At 39.2% G+C, this 17,857-nt stretch carries 18 protein-coding genes and 1 pseudogene; 18 read left to right on the forward strand and 1 reads right to left on the reverse strand.

Annotation, left to right across the window (positions count from 1 at the left end):
* The first annotated feature begins 56 nt into the window (after positions 1-56).
* The 16 genes and pseudogenes from RT412_RS08410 (at position 57) to RT412_RS08485 (ending at position 15,380) form a co-directional block, all read left to right on the forward strand.
* Positions 57-1,544 carry an aminotransferase class III-fold pyridoxal phosphate-dependent enzyme gene (locus tag RT412_RS08410; protein ID WP_313340005.1) on the forward strand — a complete coding sequence of 496 codons (1,488 nt, stop codon included), beginning with the start codon at positions 57-59 and terminating at the stop codon, positions 1,542-1,544.
* A gap of 24 nt (positions 1,545-1,568) precedes the next feature.
* Positions 1,569-2,705, forward strand: a complete 1,137-nt coding sequence (locus RT412_RS08415; RefSeq protein WP_313340006.1) for a class II aldolase/adducin family protein — start codon at positions 1,569-1,571, stop codon at positions 2,703-2,705.
* Positions 2,706-2,707: 2 nt separating this feature from the next.
* Positions 2,708-3,367 carry a TetR/AcrR family transcriptional regulator gene (locus tag RT412_RS08420; protein WP_313340008.1) on the forward strand — a complete coding sequence of 220 codons (660 nt, stop codon included), beginning with the start codon at positions 2,708-2,710 and terminating at the stop codon, positions 3,365-3,367.
* A gap of 16 nt (positions 3,368-3,383) precedes the next feature.
* Positions 3,384-5,021 (forward strand): FGGY-family carbohydrate kinase, encoded by a 1,638-nt coding sequence (locus RT412_RS08425; protein ID WP_313340010.1) that lies wholly within the window; start codon positions 3,384-3,386, stop codon positions 5,019-5,021.
* Complete coding sequence (locus RT412_RS08430) at positions 4,999-6,363, forward strand: aldehyde dehydrogenase (protein WP_313340012.1); 1,365 nt, start codon at positions 4,999-5,001, stop codon at positions 6,361-6,363. Before RT412_RS08425 ends, RT412_RS08430 begins: the two co-directional genes overlap by 23 nt.
* Before the next feature lie 42 nt (positions 6,364-6,405).
* Positions 6,406-6,891 (forward strand): GtrA family protein, encoded by a 486-nt coding sequence (locus RT412_RS08435; RefSeq protein ID WP_313340014.1) that lies wholly within the window; start codon positions 6,406-6,408, stop codon positions 6,889-6,891.
* 366 nt (positions 6,892-7,257) lie between these two features.
* Positions 7,258-8,145 (forward strand): Fic family protein, encoded by an 888-nt coding sequence (locus RT412_RS08440; protein WP_313340015.1) that lies wholly within the window; start codon positions 7,258-7,260, stop codon positions 8,143-8,145.
* 116 nt (positions 8,146-8,261) lie between these two features.
* Positions 8,262-8,402 carry a hypothetical protein gene (locus RT412_RS08445; RefSeq protein ID WP_313413255.1) on the forward strand — a complete coding sequence of 47 codons (141 nt, stop codon included), beginning with the start codon at positions 8,262-8,264 and terminating at the stop codon, positions 8,400-8,402.
* A gap of 100 nt (positions 8,403-8,502) precedes the next feature.
* Positions 8,503-8,835, forward strand: coding sequence for a DUF1801 domain-containing protein (locus tag RT412_RS08450; protein WP_313340017.1), 333 nt, complete (start codon positions 8,503-8,505; stop codon positions 8,833-8,835).
* A gap of 66 nt (positions 8,836-8,901) precedes the next feature.
* Positions 8,902-9,102 carry a hypothetical protein gene (locus RT412_RS08455; RefSeq protein ID WP_313340019.1) on the forward strand — a complete coding sequence of 67 codons (201 nt, stop codon included), beginning with the start codon at positions 8,902-8,904 and terminating at the stop codon, positions 9,100-9,102.
* Between the two features lie 78 nt (positions 9,103-9,180).
* Positions 9,181-10,089 carry an AraC family transcriptional regulator gene (locus tag RT412_RS08460; RefSeq protein ID WP_313340021.1) on the forward strand — a complete coding sequence of 303 codons (909 nt, stop codon included), beginning with the start codon at positions 9,181-9,183 and terminating at the stop codon, positions 10,087-10,089.
* A 955-nt stretch (positions 10,090-11,044) separates the two neighbouring features.
* A complete protein-coding gene (locus RT412_RS08465) occupies positions 11,045-11,623 on the forward strand; it encodes a helix-turn-helix domain-containing protein (protein ID WP_313340023.1) in 579 nt (192 codons plus the stop codon).
* Entirely contained in the window at positions 11,620-13,119 is a 1,500-nt protein-coding gene (locus RT412_RS08470; RefSeq protein WP_313340025.1) for an NAD(P)-binding protein, read from the forward strand. The genes RT412_RS08465 and RT412_RS08470 overlap by 4 nt, the downstream gene beginning before the upstream one ends.
* Positions 13,120-13,210: 91 nt before the next feature.
* Positions 13,211-13,399, forward strand: a complete 189-nt coding sequence (locus tag RT412_RS08475) for a MerR family transcriptional regulator (protein ID WP_313340027.1) — start codon at positions 13,211-13,213, stop codon at positions 13,397-13,399.
* A gap of 17 nt (positions 13,400-13,416) precedes the next feature.
* Positions 13,417-14,502: a hypothetical protein gene (locus RT412_RS08480; protein WP_313370199.1), complete on the forward strand. Its 1,086-nt coding sequence runs from the start codon at positions 13,417-13,419 to the stop codon at positions 14,500-14,502.
* Positions 14,503-14,910: 408 nt separating this feature from the next.
* A pseudogene (locus RT412_RS08485) lies at positions 14,911-15,380 on the forward strand (M55 family metallopeptidase).
* A 178-nt stretch (positions 15,381-15,558) separates the two neighbouring features.
* Here the strand turns inward: RT412_RS08485 and RT412_RS08490 are convergent.
* Entirely contained in the window at positions 15,559-16,107 is a 549-nt protein-coding gene (locus tag RT412_RS08490) for a DUF4489 domain-containing protein (protein WP_313340031.1), read from the reverse strand.
* 439 nt (positions 16,108-16,546) lie between these two features.
* On the opposite strand from RT412_RS08490, the gene RT412_RS08495 reads away from it, so the two are divergent.
* Positions 16,547-17,128 carry an MptD family putative ECF transporter S component gene (locus RT412_RS08495; protein ID WP_313340033.1) on the forward strand — a complete coding sequence of 194 codons (582 nt, stop codon included), beginning with the start codon at positions 16,547-16,549 and terminating at the stop codon, positions 17,126-17,128.
* Complete coding sequence (locus RT412_RS08500) at positions 17,128-17,847, forward strand: energy-coupling factor transporter transmembrane component T (protein WP_313340035.1); 720 nt, start codon at positions 17,128-17,130, stop codon at positions 17,845-17,847. The genes RT412_RS08495 and RT412_RS08500 overlap by 1 nt, the downstream gene beginning before the upstream one ends.
* Positions 17,848-17,857: the final 10 nt, after the last annotated feature.

Consider the following 17,857-nt stretch of genomic DNA (forward strand, 5'->3'; position numbering starts at 1 on the left):
AGCATATAATATACGCAAGACGTGAATTATAATTCACGAGAATGGAGGTGTAAAAATTGGCCTATAATGGATTTGCAATTGATAATTACCTTGATGCGGAAAAGGTTACCAAGCAGCTTGATGAGTTGATTCAAAAGCCTGTGTATTCGATTCGGAAAACATTTTTGGATGATTACGTCGAAAACTATTTCAATAAAAAATGCACTGAATCCAAGGCAATGATTGATGAAGCCAAGCAGATAATACCAGGAGGTGTGCAGCACAATCTTGCATTTAATTATCCCTTTCCCATCGTTATAACTAAGGCGGAAGGAGCTAAGCTGTACGATGTCGACGGAAACTGGTATTATGATCTGCTGCAGGCAGGAGGACCTACAATTTTAGGGAGCAATCCGGATGCCGTCAGAGAACAGGTAATCGAACTTTTAAATACATGCGGACCTTCGACCGGTCTTTTTCACGAATATGAATACAAGCTTGCCAAAAAAATATCTGAGATGGTGCCCTCTGTGGATATGTTCCGTATGCTGGGCTCAGGAACGGAAGCATGCATGTGTGCGGCGCGTATTGCCCGGTTGAAAACGGGAAAGAAGAATATTCTGAAAATGGGAGGAGCTTATCACGGATGGTCTGATCAGCTTGCCTATGGTATGCGTGTACCGGGCACTAAGGGTATGATGTCAAAGGGTGTGCCGAATTTCGTATTCAGGCACACGGATGAATTTTTCCCAAATGATTTGAATGACCTTGAAAGAAAGTTGAGAAAAAACAAAATGTACGGAGGCACCGCAGCGGTGTATATTGAACCCATGGGACCGGAGAGCGGTACACGTCCTGTTTCTAAGGAGTTTATACAGGGAGCGGAGAGACTTTGTCATCAGTATGGGGCACTTTTGATTTTTGACGAGGTTGTTACAGGATTTCGTATCGGAGCAAGGGGTGCTCAGGGCTATTTCGGTGTAGATCCTGATCTGACGATTTTCGGAAAGATAATTGCGGGAGGCTATCCAGGTGCAGGAGGAGTCGGAGGACACAAGGACTGTATGGCTCATTTAGGCGCAGGTCTTGATTCGTCCGGCAAGAAAATACCCAAGGCCATGTGCGGAGGTACAATGGCGGCAACACCCATATCCTGCGTGGCAGGCTATTATACCCTGTGCGAAATTGAAAGAACAAATGCCTGCGAGACCGCAGGACGCATGGGAGACCGTCTGACTGAGGGATTGCAGGAAATAATCAGGAAGTATGAATTGCCGTTTGTGGCATTTAATCAGGGCTCGATTTGTCACCTGGATAATGCGGGAACAATGCATTTTGCCGTGGATTGGAAAAGACCGTGGAAAATTCCCAATATTTTAAAGGAAACAGGCATACGTCAAAAGGAAATGGAGCATATGGGAGCCGCATATATGGCAGAAGGAATTGTAACATTAGCCGGTTCAAGATTGTATACAAGTGCCGCATACACAGAGGAAATGATAGACGATGTGTTGGTAAGATTTGACCGTGTTTTATCCAAATGCGGACCTTTGGATTTATCCTGATGCTGTGAAAGATTGGAGTCAATTATGAAGTATTCAATTGAAGAAGCAAAAGAGCTTGTTATCCGCGGAGGGAAAATATTGGCGGAAAGCGGCCTTATTGCAAGGACATGGGGCAATATCAGCGCCCGTATTTCCGACGACAAATTTGTTATAACCCCCAGCGGTCTTGCGTATGAAACACTTACACCTGAGCAGATAGTGGAGGTTAATATTGCCGATTGTTCCTATGAGGGAGATATAAAACCCTCCAGTGAAAAGGGAATACATGCGGATACATACAGGCTGCGCCCGGATGTTAATTATATAATTCATACACATCAGCAGATGGCCTCTGTCCTCAGTATTGAGGGGAAAGACATTGTGCCGGTCAATGATGAATATAAACAGATATTAGGGGATATTGTTCCATGTGCGTCCTATGGAATGTCATCTACGGGTAAGCTGCGTAAAAATGTTGTCAAGGCATTGAGTGGCAATCCGGTCTGCAAGGCTGTTTTGATGAAGTATCACGGAACAATCTGCATGGGGAAGGATCTTGAAAATTCTTTTGAAATTGCAAAGACTCTTGAAAAAATGTCAAAGGATATATATGAGCAGTCATGCGGCAAAAATAAAAAAAGTGCGGGGCGAATCCGCAATTACGGAAGCAGCTGCCGTGAAGGAAACAGGTTTATTCTTGAATGCAACGGCAAATCTTCAGAATATCTGATAGAAAAAATGCCGGAAGTGGCACCTGAGGCAGCAGTCCTTCATGCTGAAATTTATAAATCCTGCAATGCTCTTTATATTATACATTCAACTGACGATGAGATAGTGGAAGTCAGCAGCAGCGGACGGGAGCTAAGACCCTTTATGGATGACCTTGTGCAGATTGTGGGTGTGAATATCAGGACAGTAAAAAACGTCCTGCTGAATCCAAGGGTTGCAGCAAAGGAATTAAGGAACAAAAATGCTGTTTTGTTAGAGAATGAAGGTGCTCTTTGCACAGGAAAAACCGAAAGCGACGCAAAAGCGGCCGTCATGATTCTGAGGAAGGGATGTGCTGCCGATTTGTATGCCGCGGCGATAAATAAAACAGATTATTTAAGTACTATGGATGCCCATATACAACGATTTGTCTATAAAAATAAATATTCTAAGATGAAAGAACAACGAGGTTAAATATGTTAAAAAAGCTGACAGAGGAAAAACTTTCAGAACTGCTTGAAACCGGAATAGAGGAATTTGCCGAAAAGGGACCGGAGGGCGCAAATGTCAACACAATTGCAAAAAAGGCAGGGATAAGCGTCGGAGTTCTTTATAAATACTATGAAAATAAGGAAGAATTTTTCCATGCCTGCCTGAGAAAAAGCCTCGATATACTGAAATCCGTTTTGAATGAGGTAACGCAAAGCGACGATAAGCTTTTAGTGCGGGCTGAAAGGATGATACGTGCAGTGCAGGACTACTCAAAGAAATACGGTGTATATATCAAGATGTACAATAGGATTGCTTCGGAAAACGGCAGGAAATATGTATCCATGTATGCTGCCGAGATAGAGAGTATGACCGCAAAGGTGTACACAGAATTTATTGAAAGAGCCATAAAGGATGGAGACATAAGGAATGATATTAACCCGAGGCTCTTTGCATTTTTCTTTGATAATCTGCTGACCATGCTGCAGTTTTCTTACTGTTGTGATTATTATACCGAAAGAGCAAGGGTATATTGCAAAGAAGATTTTGATGATGATGAAATGGTGGTTTCAGAGCTGTTGAAATTTATTGAATCTGCATTTACCTTCAGCCGGTCTGAGATTGTTCATAGGGATCAGATGTGCTGAGCACAAAGAAAAGGATATGGATATGATATATGTAATTGCTTATGATATAGGAACTACCGGTGTTAAAACCTGCCTTTTCGGCATAGGTGAAAAAATAGAGCTCATAGCAGGTGTGCATGAGGGCTATGGTCTTTACATGGTTGAAAACGGCGGGGCGGAGCAGGATGAAAATGAATGGTGGAATGCCATGTGCTCCACCACAAAGAAGCTGTTTGATTCTGCAGATGTAAAACCGTCTGATATAAATGGTATATCTTTTTGTTCGCAAATGCAGGGACTTGTACTGGTTGACGAAAGCGGCTCCGCTGTCAGAAGACCCATGAGCTATATGGATCAGCGTGCCGTCGGGGAAATAAAGGAAGGTATCGCACATGGAATTCAGGTTGCGGGAGCCAATGTATTCAAGCTTGTAAAAAGTCTGATTATAACGGGGGCTGCCTCCACCAGCGTCAAGGATCCGGTCTGGAAATATAAATGGGTGGAGCGCAATGAGCCGCAAAACTTCGAAAGAACGCATAAATGGCTGGATGTAAAGGAATATCTCATTTGCAGATGTACCGGGAAATTTGTAATGACGGAGGATTCTGCATTTGCAACACTATTGTATGATACCAGAGACGGAAAAAGAGGCTGGAGCATGGAGCTTTGCAAAATGTACGGAGTCAGGCCGGAGCATCTTCCCGATGTGATTAAATCAACAGACGTAGCAGGATATCTTACCCGGGGAGCATCAGAAGCATTGGGTCTTGTACACGATATACCTGTTTTCGGAGGCGGAGGCGATGCCTCTCTCATAGGAATAGGAGCAGGCTGTGTTGAGACGGGAGATACTCACATATACTTAGGAACCTCCGGATGGGTGTCGACAATTGTGGACAGACAAAAAGTTGATGTATCAAAAATGATTGCTGCAATTGTTGGAGCACAAAGTGAGCATTACAACTATTTTGCGGAAATGGAAACCGCGGGGAAGTGTCTCGAATGGGTGAAGGATCACCTTGCCCTGGACGAAATAGACATATATTTAGAAAAAAGACACGTGGCTGAAAGCAAGGAAACTCTGTATGCAAGCTTGTACGACTATTTGATGGAAACAATAAGTAAAATAAAAACGGGAGCAGGTGGCGTAATTTTTACTCCGTGGCTTCACGGAAACAGATGCCCCTTTGAGGATCCTGATGCTTCCGGGATTTTCTTCAACATTACCCTTGATACGGGTAAGACCGAGCTTATACGCGCTGTGGTGGAAGGTGTATGCTATCATCTGAGATGGATGCTTGAGTGTCAGAAGGAAAAAATAAAGGTTTCCGATACAATACGGTTTGTTGGCGGAGGAGCCCTTTCTCCCGTTATGGCACAGATGTTGGCTGATATAACGGGACATAAGGTTGATGTTACCACAAATCCTCAGAATGTAGGTTCCGTAGGTGCGGCGGCGGTTATAGGTACAGGTCTCGGAATTATCCAAAAACTTGAGACGGCAAAGGAATACGTTTCCGTTGAGCAGTCCTTTATACCAAACGAAAGAACAAGAGCAGTATATGAAAGAAACTATCAGGTGTTCAAAAGGTTGTACAAGTGCAATAAGAAAAACTTTAAAGATTTACATACGAATGTTGAGGTGGTAGGAAATGAATTTTCACAGCTTAGTTGAAAGGCAAAGAGAATATTTTCGTGAGGGCGGTACAAGAAGTCTTGAATTCAGAATATCAATGCTTCGCAAATTACAAGATGCCGTAAAAAACAATGAAAACATATTTAATGAAGCAATGAAAAAGGATATGAACAAATGCCCTTCGGAAGTGTATATGACAGAGGTTGGAATAGTCCTGGAAGAGCTGCGCTTCCATATTAAGCATTTGTCCGGATGGATGAGGGATAAAAAGGTTCCCACACCCCTGTCTCATTTTCCTGCCAAATCGTTTATATCACCTCAGCCCTATGGGGTCGCTTTGATTATGGCTCCATGGAACTACCCGATACAGTTATGTCTTGAGCCGCTTATGGGAGCCATTTCCGCAGGATGCACGGCTGTTGTAAAGCCGTCGGCATATGCTCCTGCTACCAGCCATGCCATTGCACAAATGCTCGGGTCTGTCTATACCGAAGAATATATAGCCGTTGTAGAAGGAGGCAGACAGGAAAATACCATGCTGCTGGAGGAAAAATTTGATTATATATTTTTTACGGGAAGCACGGCGGCAGGTCGTCAGGTAATGGAGAATGCCGCAAGGAATCTTACGCCTGTGACCCTGGAGCTTGGAGGAAAAAGCCCGGTTATCGTAGATAAAACGGCAGATTTGAAGCTTGCCGCAAAGCGTATTGCCTTCGGCAAGGTACTGAATGCAGGTCAGACTTGTGTGGCTCCGGATTATCTTTTCATTCACAGAGATATAAAAGATGAATTTATAATTCTTTATAAGCATGCTTTGGAAACTTTTTTTCCCGGACATGAAATGGACGATATGAACACAATTATAAATGAAAAGCATTTCGAACGCATAACAAGACTGCTTGACAGCGGTAAAATTGTTGAGGGCGGAAATACAGACATAGTACGCAGATTTATACAGCCAACGCTGTTAGATGATGTAAAGCTGGACTCTCCGATTATGCAGGAGGAAATATTTGCTCCGATTCTGCCCGTTATCACCTATGAGGATATCAACGAATGTATTGACTATATCGTAAAACAACCGAAGCCGTTGGCTTTGTACCTGTTTACTAAGGATTCCCACATTGAAAAACAGGTACTCGATAAGTGTTCCTTCGGAGGAGGATGTATTAATGACACCATTGTTCACATTGCAACTCCCCATATGGGCTTCGGAGGTGTGGGAAGCTCCGGCATGGGGAGCTATCACGGGAAAAAGAGCTTTGATACATTTACTCATTACAGGAGTATTTTAAAAAAAGCAAACTGGCTTGACATCCCCATCCGTTACAGACCATACTCCCATAAGAGAGATAAGCTTATGAGATTTTTCTTAAAATAAAATATATTGCCGGATATGAAATAACAGTCAATGGAGGATATTATGAACGCAGTACCTGAAAAAGAAGATGAATACAATGACGAATATAATGAAATTGCAAAAAATCAAACTGTAAAAAAAGAAGTAGTTCGCGGTATTAAATTTGCACTTTTCTCTGCTTCCGCAGGAGTAATAGAGATAACTGTTTTTTCCCTTCTCAATGAACTGACAAATTTGCGTTATTGGTTATGCTATTTAATAGCACTAATTATGTCCGTATTGTGGAATTTTACCTTAAACCGCAGATATACATTTCGCTCTGCAGACAATGTATCCTCTGCCATGCTGAAAACCTTCGGCTTCTACTGCGTGTTCACCCCGGCATCAACCCTCCTCGGAAACCATCTGGCAGACACCTTACTCTGGAATGAGTACCTGGTTACAATAATTATCATGCTGTCAAATTTCGTCCTCGAATTTCTGTACGACCGCTTTTACGTATTCCGAAATACAATTGATACAAATAATTTAGCAAGGAAGAAAAAATAAATCATGGCAACGACTATATTTTAGTCCTCTTTTTAAGCGAAAAATACTGATGCAGAAGCATATTTTTTAGATGTATTCCTCAAAATTATACCGAATTCACTTTTAGGTATCAAAGATTATGAAATAAAAATATAACAGAGAAACAAATAGAGCCAGAAAGTTGAGATGCTTTTTTGTACCCTGATTCTCTGGCTTTTTTTTGTTTTCAGAAAGGAAAAACATGCTAATAAGATAAAAGAATAATAATAGAATAACTATATGATTCGGATAGTTTTTTATTGTTCCGATAATCCTAATGATATTATTCCGAATTGATTGATATTATTCCGATAATTTGGTATAATACCATGGATTGGAGGTATATCTATGTTTATGAGTGTAAAGCAAGCCGCAGAAAAGTGGGGTATTTCAGATAGAAGAATAAGAGTGCTTTGTTATGAGGGTAAAATTCCAGGTGCCTATCAAGAAGGACGAGGCTGGAAAATACCGATAGATGCAGTCAAACCGGTCGATGGAAGATATAAATCTACCGAAAGTCTGCTGGATATGATTGACCGCAAAAAAAAGGAATTGGACACCATGCGTCCTTTGACAGAGGGTGAGGTGGAACGACTTAGGGAGCAGTTTATTGTAGAATACACATATAACTCGAACGCTATGGAAGGTAATACTCTGACGCTTCGTGAAACCGATTTGGTTCTCAGGGGTCTTACAATTGATAAGAAGCCATTAAAGGATCATATGGAGGCAATTGGTCACAAAGAGGCCTTTGAGTTTGTCAGTGAATTGGTAAACGATAATGTTCCGGTAAGTGAAAGTATCATTAAGCAGATTCATTACCTCGTGCTTGCAGACAAGAAGGATGATCGTGGTGTATACCGCCGCGTTCCCGTTCGCATTATGGGTGCGAAGCATGAACCTGTGCAGCCGTATCTGATTCAGCCTAAGATGGAACAGCTATTGAGTGATTATGCTGAAAGCACAGAGCATATTGTAACAAAACTGGCCCGTTTCCATATTGAATTTGAAGGTATCCATCCGTTTATTGATGGAAACGGAAGAACAGGACGTCTGCTGGTGAATTTGGAACTGATGAAAGCCGGATTCCCACCTATCGATATTAAGTTTACTGACCGTATTTTCTATTATAATGCATTTGATGAGTATCATGTAAAAAACAATCTCTCTGCTATGGGAAAATTATTTGCAAGATATGTCAATGAGTGTTTGGATATGTATTTAAAAATGCTGTAGGATCGGTTTGGAACAAGAAGGAGAAGGTCCCTTAAAGGTGCCTTATTAAATGATTGTACTTTGTATTAATGAAAGAAAATATAACATTGAATGAAATTTATAAATTAGAAAGTTTTATGAAAGATATAAAACGGGGGTTGGAAATTGAATTCTCTTTTAATGGTAAGGAATATACTTTAATCAGAAGTGACGATAAATATATATTTATGGATGTAAGAGAACAAAACTATGCTTTTGGTTTTTTGGAAACATATTAATAGTTGAAAATATTACTAATTTTAGAGGGACATATATTAAAAACTGCAGAGTTCCCTTCGTGTGATGAGTGATAAATAGGATTTTATGGAGGAAAAGACGATGAATGATGATATTCAGGATTATATTAGAAAATATTGCGGAGATATACAAAATCTTTTTGTTGACTTAAGGAAGCTGATTATTCAAAGTGTTCATTGTGAGATTGAAGAGAGATTATGGGCAAGATTACCTAGTTTTTATGTCGGAGAAAAGTTCATTCGGATTATCCCATTTAAGGACCACATAAATATTGAAGCAAAAGCTATTATGGAACATAAACATCAATTGGAACAATTTAAGATTACACCAAAAGGTATGTTGCAGATTTATCTTAATCAGGATATACCAGACAATGTTTTAATAACAATTTTTAATAAAACACTTATAGGATAAATTTCAATTATTTTAATAACAAGCAAATAAACAAGAATTTGTCTTTGCCGATAGGAAGGAGTAGTTATGATAACAGTAAGAAAGATGTCAAAAAGCGATATTCCCATTCTTTGGGAGGTGGCATTGCGTGCCTTTGCGCCTGACTATGAACGGTTTGGGGTATATCCGCCGATGATTAACTTGAAGAAAAAACGATTTTTGCCACCGCGCATATTCGGAAAAACAATCCTTGAAAGCGATACGATAATAATGAGAATACTGCAGTAATTTTTAAAATAAGAGCAGAGCAGGTCAAGCGACCAAATCGTAGTAGTGATATGCTATCTATTGAAGGAGGTGCATATCATGCACGCATGGGAAGCCATACAAAAAACATTGGATTTTATTGAAACAAATATCAGTGAAGAAATTGATATTAAACAGCTTGCAAAAGAGTCAGCATTATCTCTTTTTTATTATCAAAGGTTATTCTCTCGTCTTGTTAAAAAACCAGTCCGAGAATACATTAAACTGCGCCGATTAGCTTGTGCCTGTAAGTCGCTTGCTGATAAACAACACCGCATTTTAGATATTGCGCTGGATTGCGGCTTTGGAAGCCACGAAACATTTACAAGAGCATTCAAAGAAGCCTATAAAATGACGCCGGAAGAATATCGCGAACAACCGGTAATGCTCAATCAATTTGATAAGCCTGATTTATTGCTAAACTACACAATGATTGACGAAGGTGTCCCGCTTATAAGTGATGGACTTGTGTTGGAGTTTAACCGTAAAACAATCCAGCAACCAATTCTTTTTATGGGAGTGACAGGGATCATTCCTATTGTGGGTCAAATGCCACTGGGAGAAGCTACGGGCGTAGATATGCCTGGTGAAGTCTGGGGAAAATTCCACCAAGAAAAACAGCTTATTCCTCGAATAAAGGGAGGGCGCGAGCTGGGAGTTGCTTATCTTGGCAATGCTCCTGAAGGTTATTTCACTTATTTTGCCGGTACGGAGGTAGCACAGGAAACAGAAGATACACGCTTTGTCAAATGGGAGCTTCCTGCGAGAGAATATATTGTTTGCGGATTTGAAGCAGAAAATTTTGAACAGCTTGTAACCGTAGCCATCAATAAAGCTGTAAAATATAGTGGACTTTGGCTTGAAAAACACGGATTAACTATGGATGTTTATTCTCCTGAAATGTACTACGACAGTTCATCTGAAGGTAGCTACATGGAATTGTGGATGCCAGCATCAGAAAAGTGCTGATAACGCGTAATTAATATTTGGAGTATCATATTACAGGAATGTGAAGTCATCAAATTCCAATTTGCAAAAAGAAAAGATAAGTAGGAACGGGAGATATCGGTTTCTGTTAAAAAACTGTTAAGACTAAAATCCTCAGTACACTGAGGATTTTACTTTTACGCAGAAATATATTAGTGCACGTAAAAAAATGAAGTTTTGCGTAATAGTATTTATAATTTCATAGGAAAAGCGCCATAGAGTAGAGCAATTTAAAAACACGACAAGTGGTGTATATCGCATCTCTAATTGCAGGTATCAATGCTTTTTTGATATGGCGATTCACTGCCGGTATTAAAAAGGCTATATCAGTGATATATTGGCAATTATATATTATGAAATATACTTTACTTGCTTATTGAAGTGATATTTATGATTAAAGTGTAGTTTTATGTCACTTAAAACTTTGATATAGCAGTAGACAAAGAGTAAATATTGATTATTTTAAAAATTGATAAGGGTGGGGATGAAATGCCAGAAGACAAGCGGATAAGTACAGGCTACAATTTAGCAGGAACGACAATGTGTTTCCTTTGCTTGAGGAGCAGGATGGCATTATTCGTTATGATATTCAAAAATCTTCCTATAATGGGTTAGAAGTAGCAACTATGGATAAGGGTCATACTTTACAGGAGCCTTAGCATACGATTTGCTACGGGATTTTTTGCGTTAGGGGAGGCGTACTATTACGTAAAACGAAGGGGAATTTGTGTAATTGTTTATTTATGTGTGAAGGTTGATTGCGTATTGTCAATTAATCCCCTATCTGATGCGTCGATAGAGAAAACTTTTTGTTGTTTATTTTTTACATCGCAGTGAGAAAATAAGATAATTTTTCAAATAATATTTGACAACAGAAAAGTATTAGCATAATATATAACTAAAGTTACATAACAAATGTTATTTAAAGGGTAAAGATATGCCACCTAAAACTAAGTTTAATAAAGAAAATATTATAGAAGCTGCATTTGAAATTGTCAAAGAAAACGGTTTTTCTGCTATTACGGCACGCAGTGTAGCGAAACGCTTAGGCAGTTCCGTTGCTCCAATTTACGTTAACTTTGAAACAATTGAAAATTTAATTGAGGCTGTAGTTCAACGTGTTTTTGCTATCTCGAATGAGCTAATGGCAAAGCAAACAGGACCCAATATTTTTGAAAATATCGGAAAGGCGAGTTTAGAGTTTGCCAGGCAGTATCCAGTTCTTTTTCGCGAACTAACAATGCAACCAAATCAATACATGGCATCTTATGAAACAGTGGAAAAATCAATGCTTGAAGCCATGGATGACGACGAAGCAATGCTTGAGTGGACAATGGAAGAACGAAAAAGATTGTTATTTAAGATGAGAGTCTTTCAAACAGGGCTTTCAGCCATGGTTGCCAATGGTCATATACCACCCTGGCTCAATGAAAGGGACGTTGAAGAGCTGCTTATGGAAACTGGTGAGGATCTTTTGATTGTCCAAAAAATAAAACGGGGGGAGAACAAACAATGAAAAAAATAGTTATAATTGGTGGAGGAATTGCTGGGTTGAGTGCTGGTATCTTTGCCCAGAAAAATGGCTTTGAGAGTATTATAGTGGAAAAGCATCATACCTTAGGTGGGGAATGTACGGGCTGGGACCGTCAAGGCTATCATATAGATGGTTGTATTCATTGGCTTGTGGGAACGAAAGAGGGAACCCCGATTCATGATCTTTGGACCACCGTAGGCGCTCTGGACGGGGTTGAGATATACCATCCTGAGAGCTTTATGGCTGTTGAACATGACGGCGTAACAGTAAATTTCTATCGCGATCTTGATCGGCTTAAGTCAAGCTGGATAGGGATATCACCAGAGGATAAAGAAGAAATAGAAGAGTTTTGCAGTGATATAAAGCGGCTGCATTCATTTTCAGTACCGGCAGGAAAGCCTTTAGACCTGATGAATCCGATTGAAAAAATAAAGTACATTTTCTCGATGAAAGATGTGGGTCCTATAATGCAGAAATACGGAAAGATTAGTGTGACGGAATTGGCCAAGAAGTTTAAACGCCCAGCCTTGAGGGAAGCTATAGTTTCCTTTATGCCAGAAGGAGATTATGGTGCAATATCTGTTCTTTTTCCTCTTGGTACTTTTACTAGTGGGCAGTCGTCTATTCCTAAAGGGGGCTCCAAAGCACTAACTAAGCGCATGGTAGAGCGATACCTATCGTTAGGCGGAACAGTGGAAGCCTCCTGTGAGGTAGTGGAAGCAGATATAAAAGGAGGCACAGTAAAGGGTATTAAATGTACAAACGGCAAACGGTTCGAAGCAGATTACTTTATTGCCGCTTGTGACGCTAAGGTTTTATATGAAAAGCTACTAAAGGGACGTTACCCTGACCTAGAGTTTAAGAAAAGGTACAATAATCCAGATATATATCCTTTGGCATCAAACATTTATATCGGAATAGGCTATGAAGGTGAAATGAACGACGTTCCACGGACACTTAAGTTTCCTGTGGAAACGGTAGATATTAACCAAAATCAGAAACCAATAGAGCATTTACAAATGACTCATTATGGCTATGAGCCTAACTTTGCTCCACAGGGGCATACCGTAATTACTTTTGCCATTAATCAATTTAAGCCGGAATTAGATGCGTGGGAAGCCTTAATAAAAGATAAGGAAGCTTATGCTAAGGAAAAAATGCGGATTGGCGAAGCAGTAATCGATGCAATGGAAACTCGTTTTCCAAACAAAAAAGGAAAGCTGAAGCTATTGGATGTGGCTACCCCACAAACTTACGTACGGTACTGCAATGCTTATCGTGGTGCTTTTATGGGTTTTTGGCCGACTATTAGTGGAAAGTCTTTGAATCATACAGGACGTATCAAAGGTCTTAATAACATGCTATTAAGCGGTCAGTGGCTACAACCACCTGGGGGATTACCTGTAGCAGTAATTACTGGAAAAGACACAGTTATGCGGATTTGCAAGAAAGAAAAGCAGCAATTTGTAACTTCTTAGATGTAGGTGCCGCATGAGTGTACAGGTTGGATATATTATTTGGCGAGTAAGCCGATTGGATGTTTGTTTCGATTAGGCATGTGCATGAGTTATGGCTAATGTGTCAAGCAAATATGACATTACAGCTCGTACACTGCGTTATTATGAGGATATGGGATTGCTGTACAGCACCCGAAGTGATGACTACGCATACAGAATGTACGATAAAAACGCTGTCAGGCGGCTTGAGCAAATACTCATTTTACGCAAGTTGAATATCAGTATAAAATTGACTTTGTGAAGAAAGAAGTGAAATAAATGCGAAAGACACTCAAAGATATGGCAAAGCACTTAAAAAATGTTATTACGCCAGAAATACCCAAAACATATGCAATTAATCCAATGTTTGAAAATATTTCAAATGAGGAAGATATTCGAGAAGGAGTTCTTGCATTCAGAAACTTTTTGTATCAGCTTTGCGATGTTTTGATTGCTGAAGGTGATTCGTATGACAATCATAAAAAGAATGCTCACGCATTTGATGATCGCGTTACTATTTCGGTATATTTTCCATTCCTGCACAATGTAAAATGCTTATTATTGAATATAGGTTTTCATGGTGTACTAACAGAAAGCGCCGGGTCCCTTACCGTCGGAAACAATATATTTAACACGAAAATCCCCGTTTCAAAAAGCATTGAATGCTTGAGATTCTTGGCTGACTGCGGCATATTGATTGACGGTATAGACTTGAACGAAAAAAAACCGGATTTATCAAAAGCCGAAAGAATAAAAATTTCGTATCCTGATAATCCTGCCATGTTGACGGGATTGAAGGTAATGGCAATAGCCGAGATAGAATTTGGCACGAATGTTAACAAATTTAAGGTCAATAAATTCAATGCAATCAGTTATTGCCGCTTCTCCGATATTTTATTGCGATGTGATTACAGAGTATTGAAAAATAATGAAACAGATATGATTTCTATATTAAAAGATACTATAAAACCTTTGTCCGTCAATGTGCAAGATTTTATATTGCAGCTACATCAATGCTATTTGGATAAAGGGCTTAAATGCAATGTGGAAATAAAAGATTTATGGATAAAGGTTAAATACTCTTATAAAAGTAAAGAGATATGGGGAATTAATATATCACTTAATAATGGTTATCAAATAAACATCAAAGCGAAAAACACGCATAAATACGCTGATACCATTAAAAAATTCCCTTCGTTTATACAAGAAATGATTGAAAAAGGTTATGGCTGTGGAATAAAAAGAGGAGTAAGCGACCATTGTAATGGAGGTTGCCAAGGGTTTCGTTTTTCTCTGGATGACTCAATCATTGATATAAGAAATGCTATCGAAACTTGGCTTGATACGGAATTGTCATTTGTATAATTACTGGGACGGTTCTCTTGATTACTGGACGCTTGCTTAAATTGCCATTTTGAGCCTATTCAAATATTTATAGTATGTATATAAGTAATTTGACAATTATCCCTGGGGGGGAAGTAAATTAAAACGATAATAATAACGAATAGTAGTTCGAAGGGCAAATGAGACGGTTTGACCGCTATATATAGTTAAAAAAGATTTGTCATTAAGTTGACAGTATATCAACTGTATTATACCTATAATAAATGAGATGTACATTGAGCGATAGTTGAATTTTGTTTAACAACTCTTTTTCTCATATGACACTGTTTATGGTAATATTAAATTGCACTTGTATGGTGGTGTTTATCAGAGAAATCAAGAATGTTGCTTTTTAATTTTATTATAGACTAATACGAAAGGTGTGATACTGTGAAAATTTATATTTCATCAGATATTGAAGAAATAAGCGGAATTGTTGCTGTTAATCAGATATTACCTGGAGAGCGGGATTATCAGAGATCAAGAGAGCTTATGACCAAAGAGGTTAATGCAGCCATCGAAGGAGCTGTTGAGATTGGTGCAACAGAAATCGTTGTAATGATCTTCATGGTACCGGAACTAATATACTTATAGAATATTTAAACAATAAAGCTCAATTAATTACTGGTTCGTTGCGTAATGGTGCTATGATGGAAGGATTAGATTCATCTTTTGATGCAGTAATATTTATAGGCTATCATTCCAGAATGAATGCAAGCGGGGTTTTGAGTCACTCTTTTCATGGAGGTGTGATTTCTAACATAAATATAAATGGTAAAGATGTCGGAGAGTTTTATATGAATGCATGTGTTGCAGGTCACTTTAATAATAATGCCGGGAGCAGAACTTATTGGACCTAACCTTGTATCGTATAGTGGAAAAACAATTATTGATAGTTATAGAGCATTAACAGCTATGATAAAGATCGCAAATAGTAACTGATATGTTGCAGTTTTAAAGAAATATTTAGTCATAATAAAGTACAGTCCGGCACTTTGAAATGCCGGACTGTGTTCGGATTTTCCAAGCACTTAAGAGTTAATCAGCTGAAACTATGGCCAATGCACTTAAAGTACCGTTAACAGCGTATGTTATCGTTCCAAAATCGAGGTTATAAATATTGGACAGCTCCAATACATAGGTACAACAATCCTGGCAGTCATCATCGCAAATTGGAAATCTGAATACTAAAGTATGGCTGGTCGTAATGCCTCCGAAAATATCTGCTACAAGGTAACTAACGGTAGATAGCGGCTGACTTGCTCCTGTATCTTTGCAGATTCTAAACAGGGTAAAAGCTAAGGTAGAAGTTGCCGAAACAGTGGTTGTTACATTTAATATACCTGTAAATTCAATTATAACATTTCTTACGGCTTCACAGGATGTATTAATTGCAACACTTGCAACAGGCTGATTAATGGTTTGGAACGATGTAACCTCGTCGAAAGTAAGGTCCAAAGGTCCAAGGTTCCCATAGCTGATTTCAAAAATCACCTTATTTCCTGACGGATGTTTGCAGTCACAATCTTTATCTTGTCTAAAATTAACAGTTTTTGCATGCATGGGATATTTAGAATCTAAATTCATAAATACATCTCCTCTTATAATATAATTCTCGCATATTATAATTTAAAAAAGTAAAAAACTTAATTATAAAGCACAATAGACGGAAATACCTGATACCGATATTATGTGAAAGATTCGGTTAATACATTATATGCTGAAGACAGTAGTTTGTTGTAATTTGTAGAATCATAAATATTTGTTAAACAACCGATGTTCGGATATGATAAAAAGAGAACAGGAATTTGTGGGAGGTGATTCGCCGCCTAAAAGACGCTTGACATGATAGATTCTTTAAACTATAATGTTGTTAATTATTGAAGTTAGCATCAACTAACCAAAAGGCACCTTTATATGTGTTTGAGGCATATATTTTTGGCAAATTGGTTAGTTTAAACTAACCAAAATCTTTACTTAGAAATATTTAATTAACCGGTCGTTACCGGAAATCAGGAGGTTACATATGGAAAACAAGCTGAAAGCAAAGGACCTTATTAATATAGGTATCTTTACAGCTATTTATTTTGTTCTATTTTTTGCAACAGGAATGATTGGATACATTCCCGTTATGCTGGTATTTTTGCCGCTGCTTTGTCCGCTTATCACAGGAATACCTTTTATGCTTTTTTTAACTAAGGTGAAAACATTTGGGATGATAACAATTATGGGAACTATTTTGGGCATATTGATGTTTATCACAGGACATACCTGGACCATTCTTGCTTCCGGGGCACTTTGTGGGATAGTTGGAGACCTGATCTTAAAGTCAGGGGGCTACAAGGGTTGGAAGACATCTGTTGCCGGATATGTCGTTTTTAGCGAATGGATTGCCGGAGCTATGATACCGTTGTTTTTTATGCGTGACATCTACTTTGCACAAATACGATCAGGGTATGGAGATACATATGCCGATTCCTTGATGGCACTTACACCAAATTGGGTTTTTGCGGCTATGATTGTGATGGTTGTCATTGGTGCCGTAGCAGGAGCCTTTCTGGGCAGATCCGTCCTCAAAAAGCATTTTAAACGGGCGGGTATAGCTTAATGAGAGAGCTGACTGGAGCGGCAGTAAGGCGTTTATGGATAGATCCCAGAACTAAGCTGCTGTTGCTGTTTATAATCAATGTGGTCATGATGGGCGGCGCAATTGATGGAATAGCAGTTGTTGTAAGGCCGGTTTTGGCATTTATCCCATTTATACTTCTGTTGTCGGAAGGAAAAATTAAGGCTGCAGGTATATATTTTATTTTGTTTGCCTTTTCGGCTTTTGGGGAAGCCTATATGGTGCCTCGTACGACCGGGCTTGCAAACTTGCTTGTAATTATCGTCTCCGGTTTAGTGGCGCGTTTCATGCCCTGCCTTGTGATGGGATACTATGTGGTGACTACGACTACTGTCAGCGAGTTTACAGCTTCTATGGAACGCATGCATGTTACACCCAAAATTATAATTCCTTTATCGGTGATGTTTCGGTTTTTCCCCACTGTGATGGAAGAGGCACATGCCATTTCCGATTCAATGAAAATGCGGGGTATCGGTGGAAGCTCCGTTATTAAGAATCCGATTAAATCCTTAGAGTATCGTGTTGTTCCTTTGATAGCCTGTGTTGTTAAAATTGGAGAAGAGCTTTCGGCCGCTGCTCTGACCCGTGGCCTTGGGGGACCTGTGAAGCGTACCAATATTTGCAGGATAGGATTCGGCGGGTGGGATATCATGCTTTCCATTGCGGCATTGTCTGCTGCTGCTTGTATGATGATATTATAAGGAGGTGTGG

This window comes from Sedimentibacter sp. (assembly GCF_032080165.1).
Lineage (GTDB): Bacteria > Bacillota > Clostridia > Tissierellales > Sedimentibacteraceae > Sedimentibacter.

Coding starts and splice junctions, on each gene's coding strand:
- RT412_RS08415 (WP_313340006.1), top strand. CDS start 1,569: ATGAAGTATTCAATTGAAGAAGCAAAAGAGCTTGTTATCCGCGGAGGG.
- RT412_RS08420 (WP_313340008.1), top strand. CDS start 2,708: ATGTTAAAAAAGCTGACAGAGGAAAAACTTTCAGAACTGCTTGAAACC.
- RT412_RS08425 (WP_313340010.1), top strand. CDS start 3,384: ATGGATATGATATATGTAATTGCTTATGATATAGGAACTACCGGTGTT.
- RT412_RS08430 (WP_313340012.1), top strand. CDS start 4,999: ATGAATTTTCACAGCTTAGTTGAAAGGCAAAGAGAATATTTTCGTGAG.
- RT412_RS08435 (WP_313340014.1), top strand. CDS start 6,406: ATGAACGCAGTACCTGAAAAAGAAGATGAATACAATGACGAATATAAT.
- RT412_RS08440 (WP_313340015.1), top strand. CDS start 7,258: ATGTTTATGAGTGTAAAGCAAGCCGCAGAAAAGTGGGGTATTTCAGAT.
- RT412_RS08445 (WP_313413255.1), top strand. CDS start 8,262: ATGAAAGATATAAAACGGGGGTTGGAAATTGAATTCTCTTTTAATGGT.
- RT412_RS08450 (WP_313340017.1), top strand. CDS start 8,503: ATGAATGATGATATTCAGGATTATATTAGAAAATATTGCGGAGATATA.
- RT412_RS08455 (WP_313340019.1), top strand. CDS start 8,902: ATGATAACAGTAAGAAAGATGTCAAAAAGCGATATTCCCATTCTTTGG.
- RT412_RS08460 (WP_313340021.1), top strand. CDS start 9,181: ATGCACGCATGGGAAGCCATACAAAAAACATTGGATTTTATTGAAACA.
- RT412_RS08465 (WP_313340023.1), top strand. CDS start 11,045: ATGCCACCTAAAACTAAGTTTAATAAAGAAAATATTATAGAAGCTGCA.
- RT412_RS08470 (WP_313340025.1), top strand. CDS start 11,620: ATGAAAAAAATAGTTATAATTGGTGGAGGAATTGCTGGGTTGAGTGCT.
- RT412_RS08475 (WP_313340027.1), top strand. CDS start 13,211: ATGGCTAATGTGTCAAGCAAATATGACATTACAGCTCGTACACTGCGT.
- RT412_RS08480 (WP_313370199.1), top strand. CDS start 13,417: ATGCGAAAGACACTCAAAGATATGGCAAAGCACTTAAAAAATGTTATT.
- RT412_RS08490 (WP_313340031.1), bottom strand. CDS start 16,107: ATGAATTTAGATTCTAAATATCCCATGCATGCAAAAACTGTTAATTTT.
- RT412_RS08495 (WP_313340033.1), top strand. CDS start 16,547: ATGGAAAACAAGCTGAAAGCAAAGGACCTTATTAATATAGGTATCTTT.
- RT412_RS08500 (WP_313340035.1), top strand. CDS start 17,128: ATGAGAGAGCTGACTGGAGCGGCAGTAAGGCGTTTATGGATAGATCCC.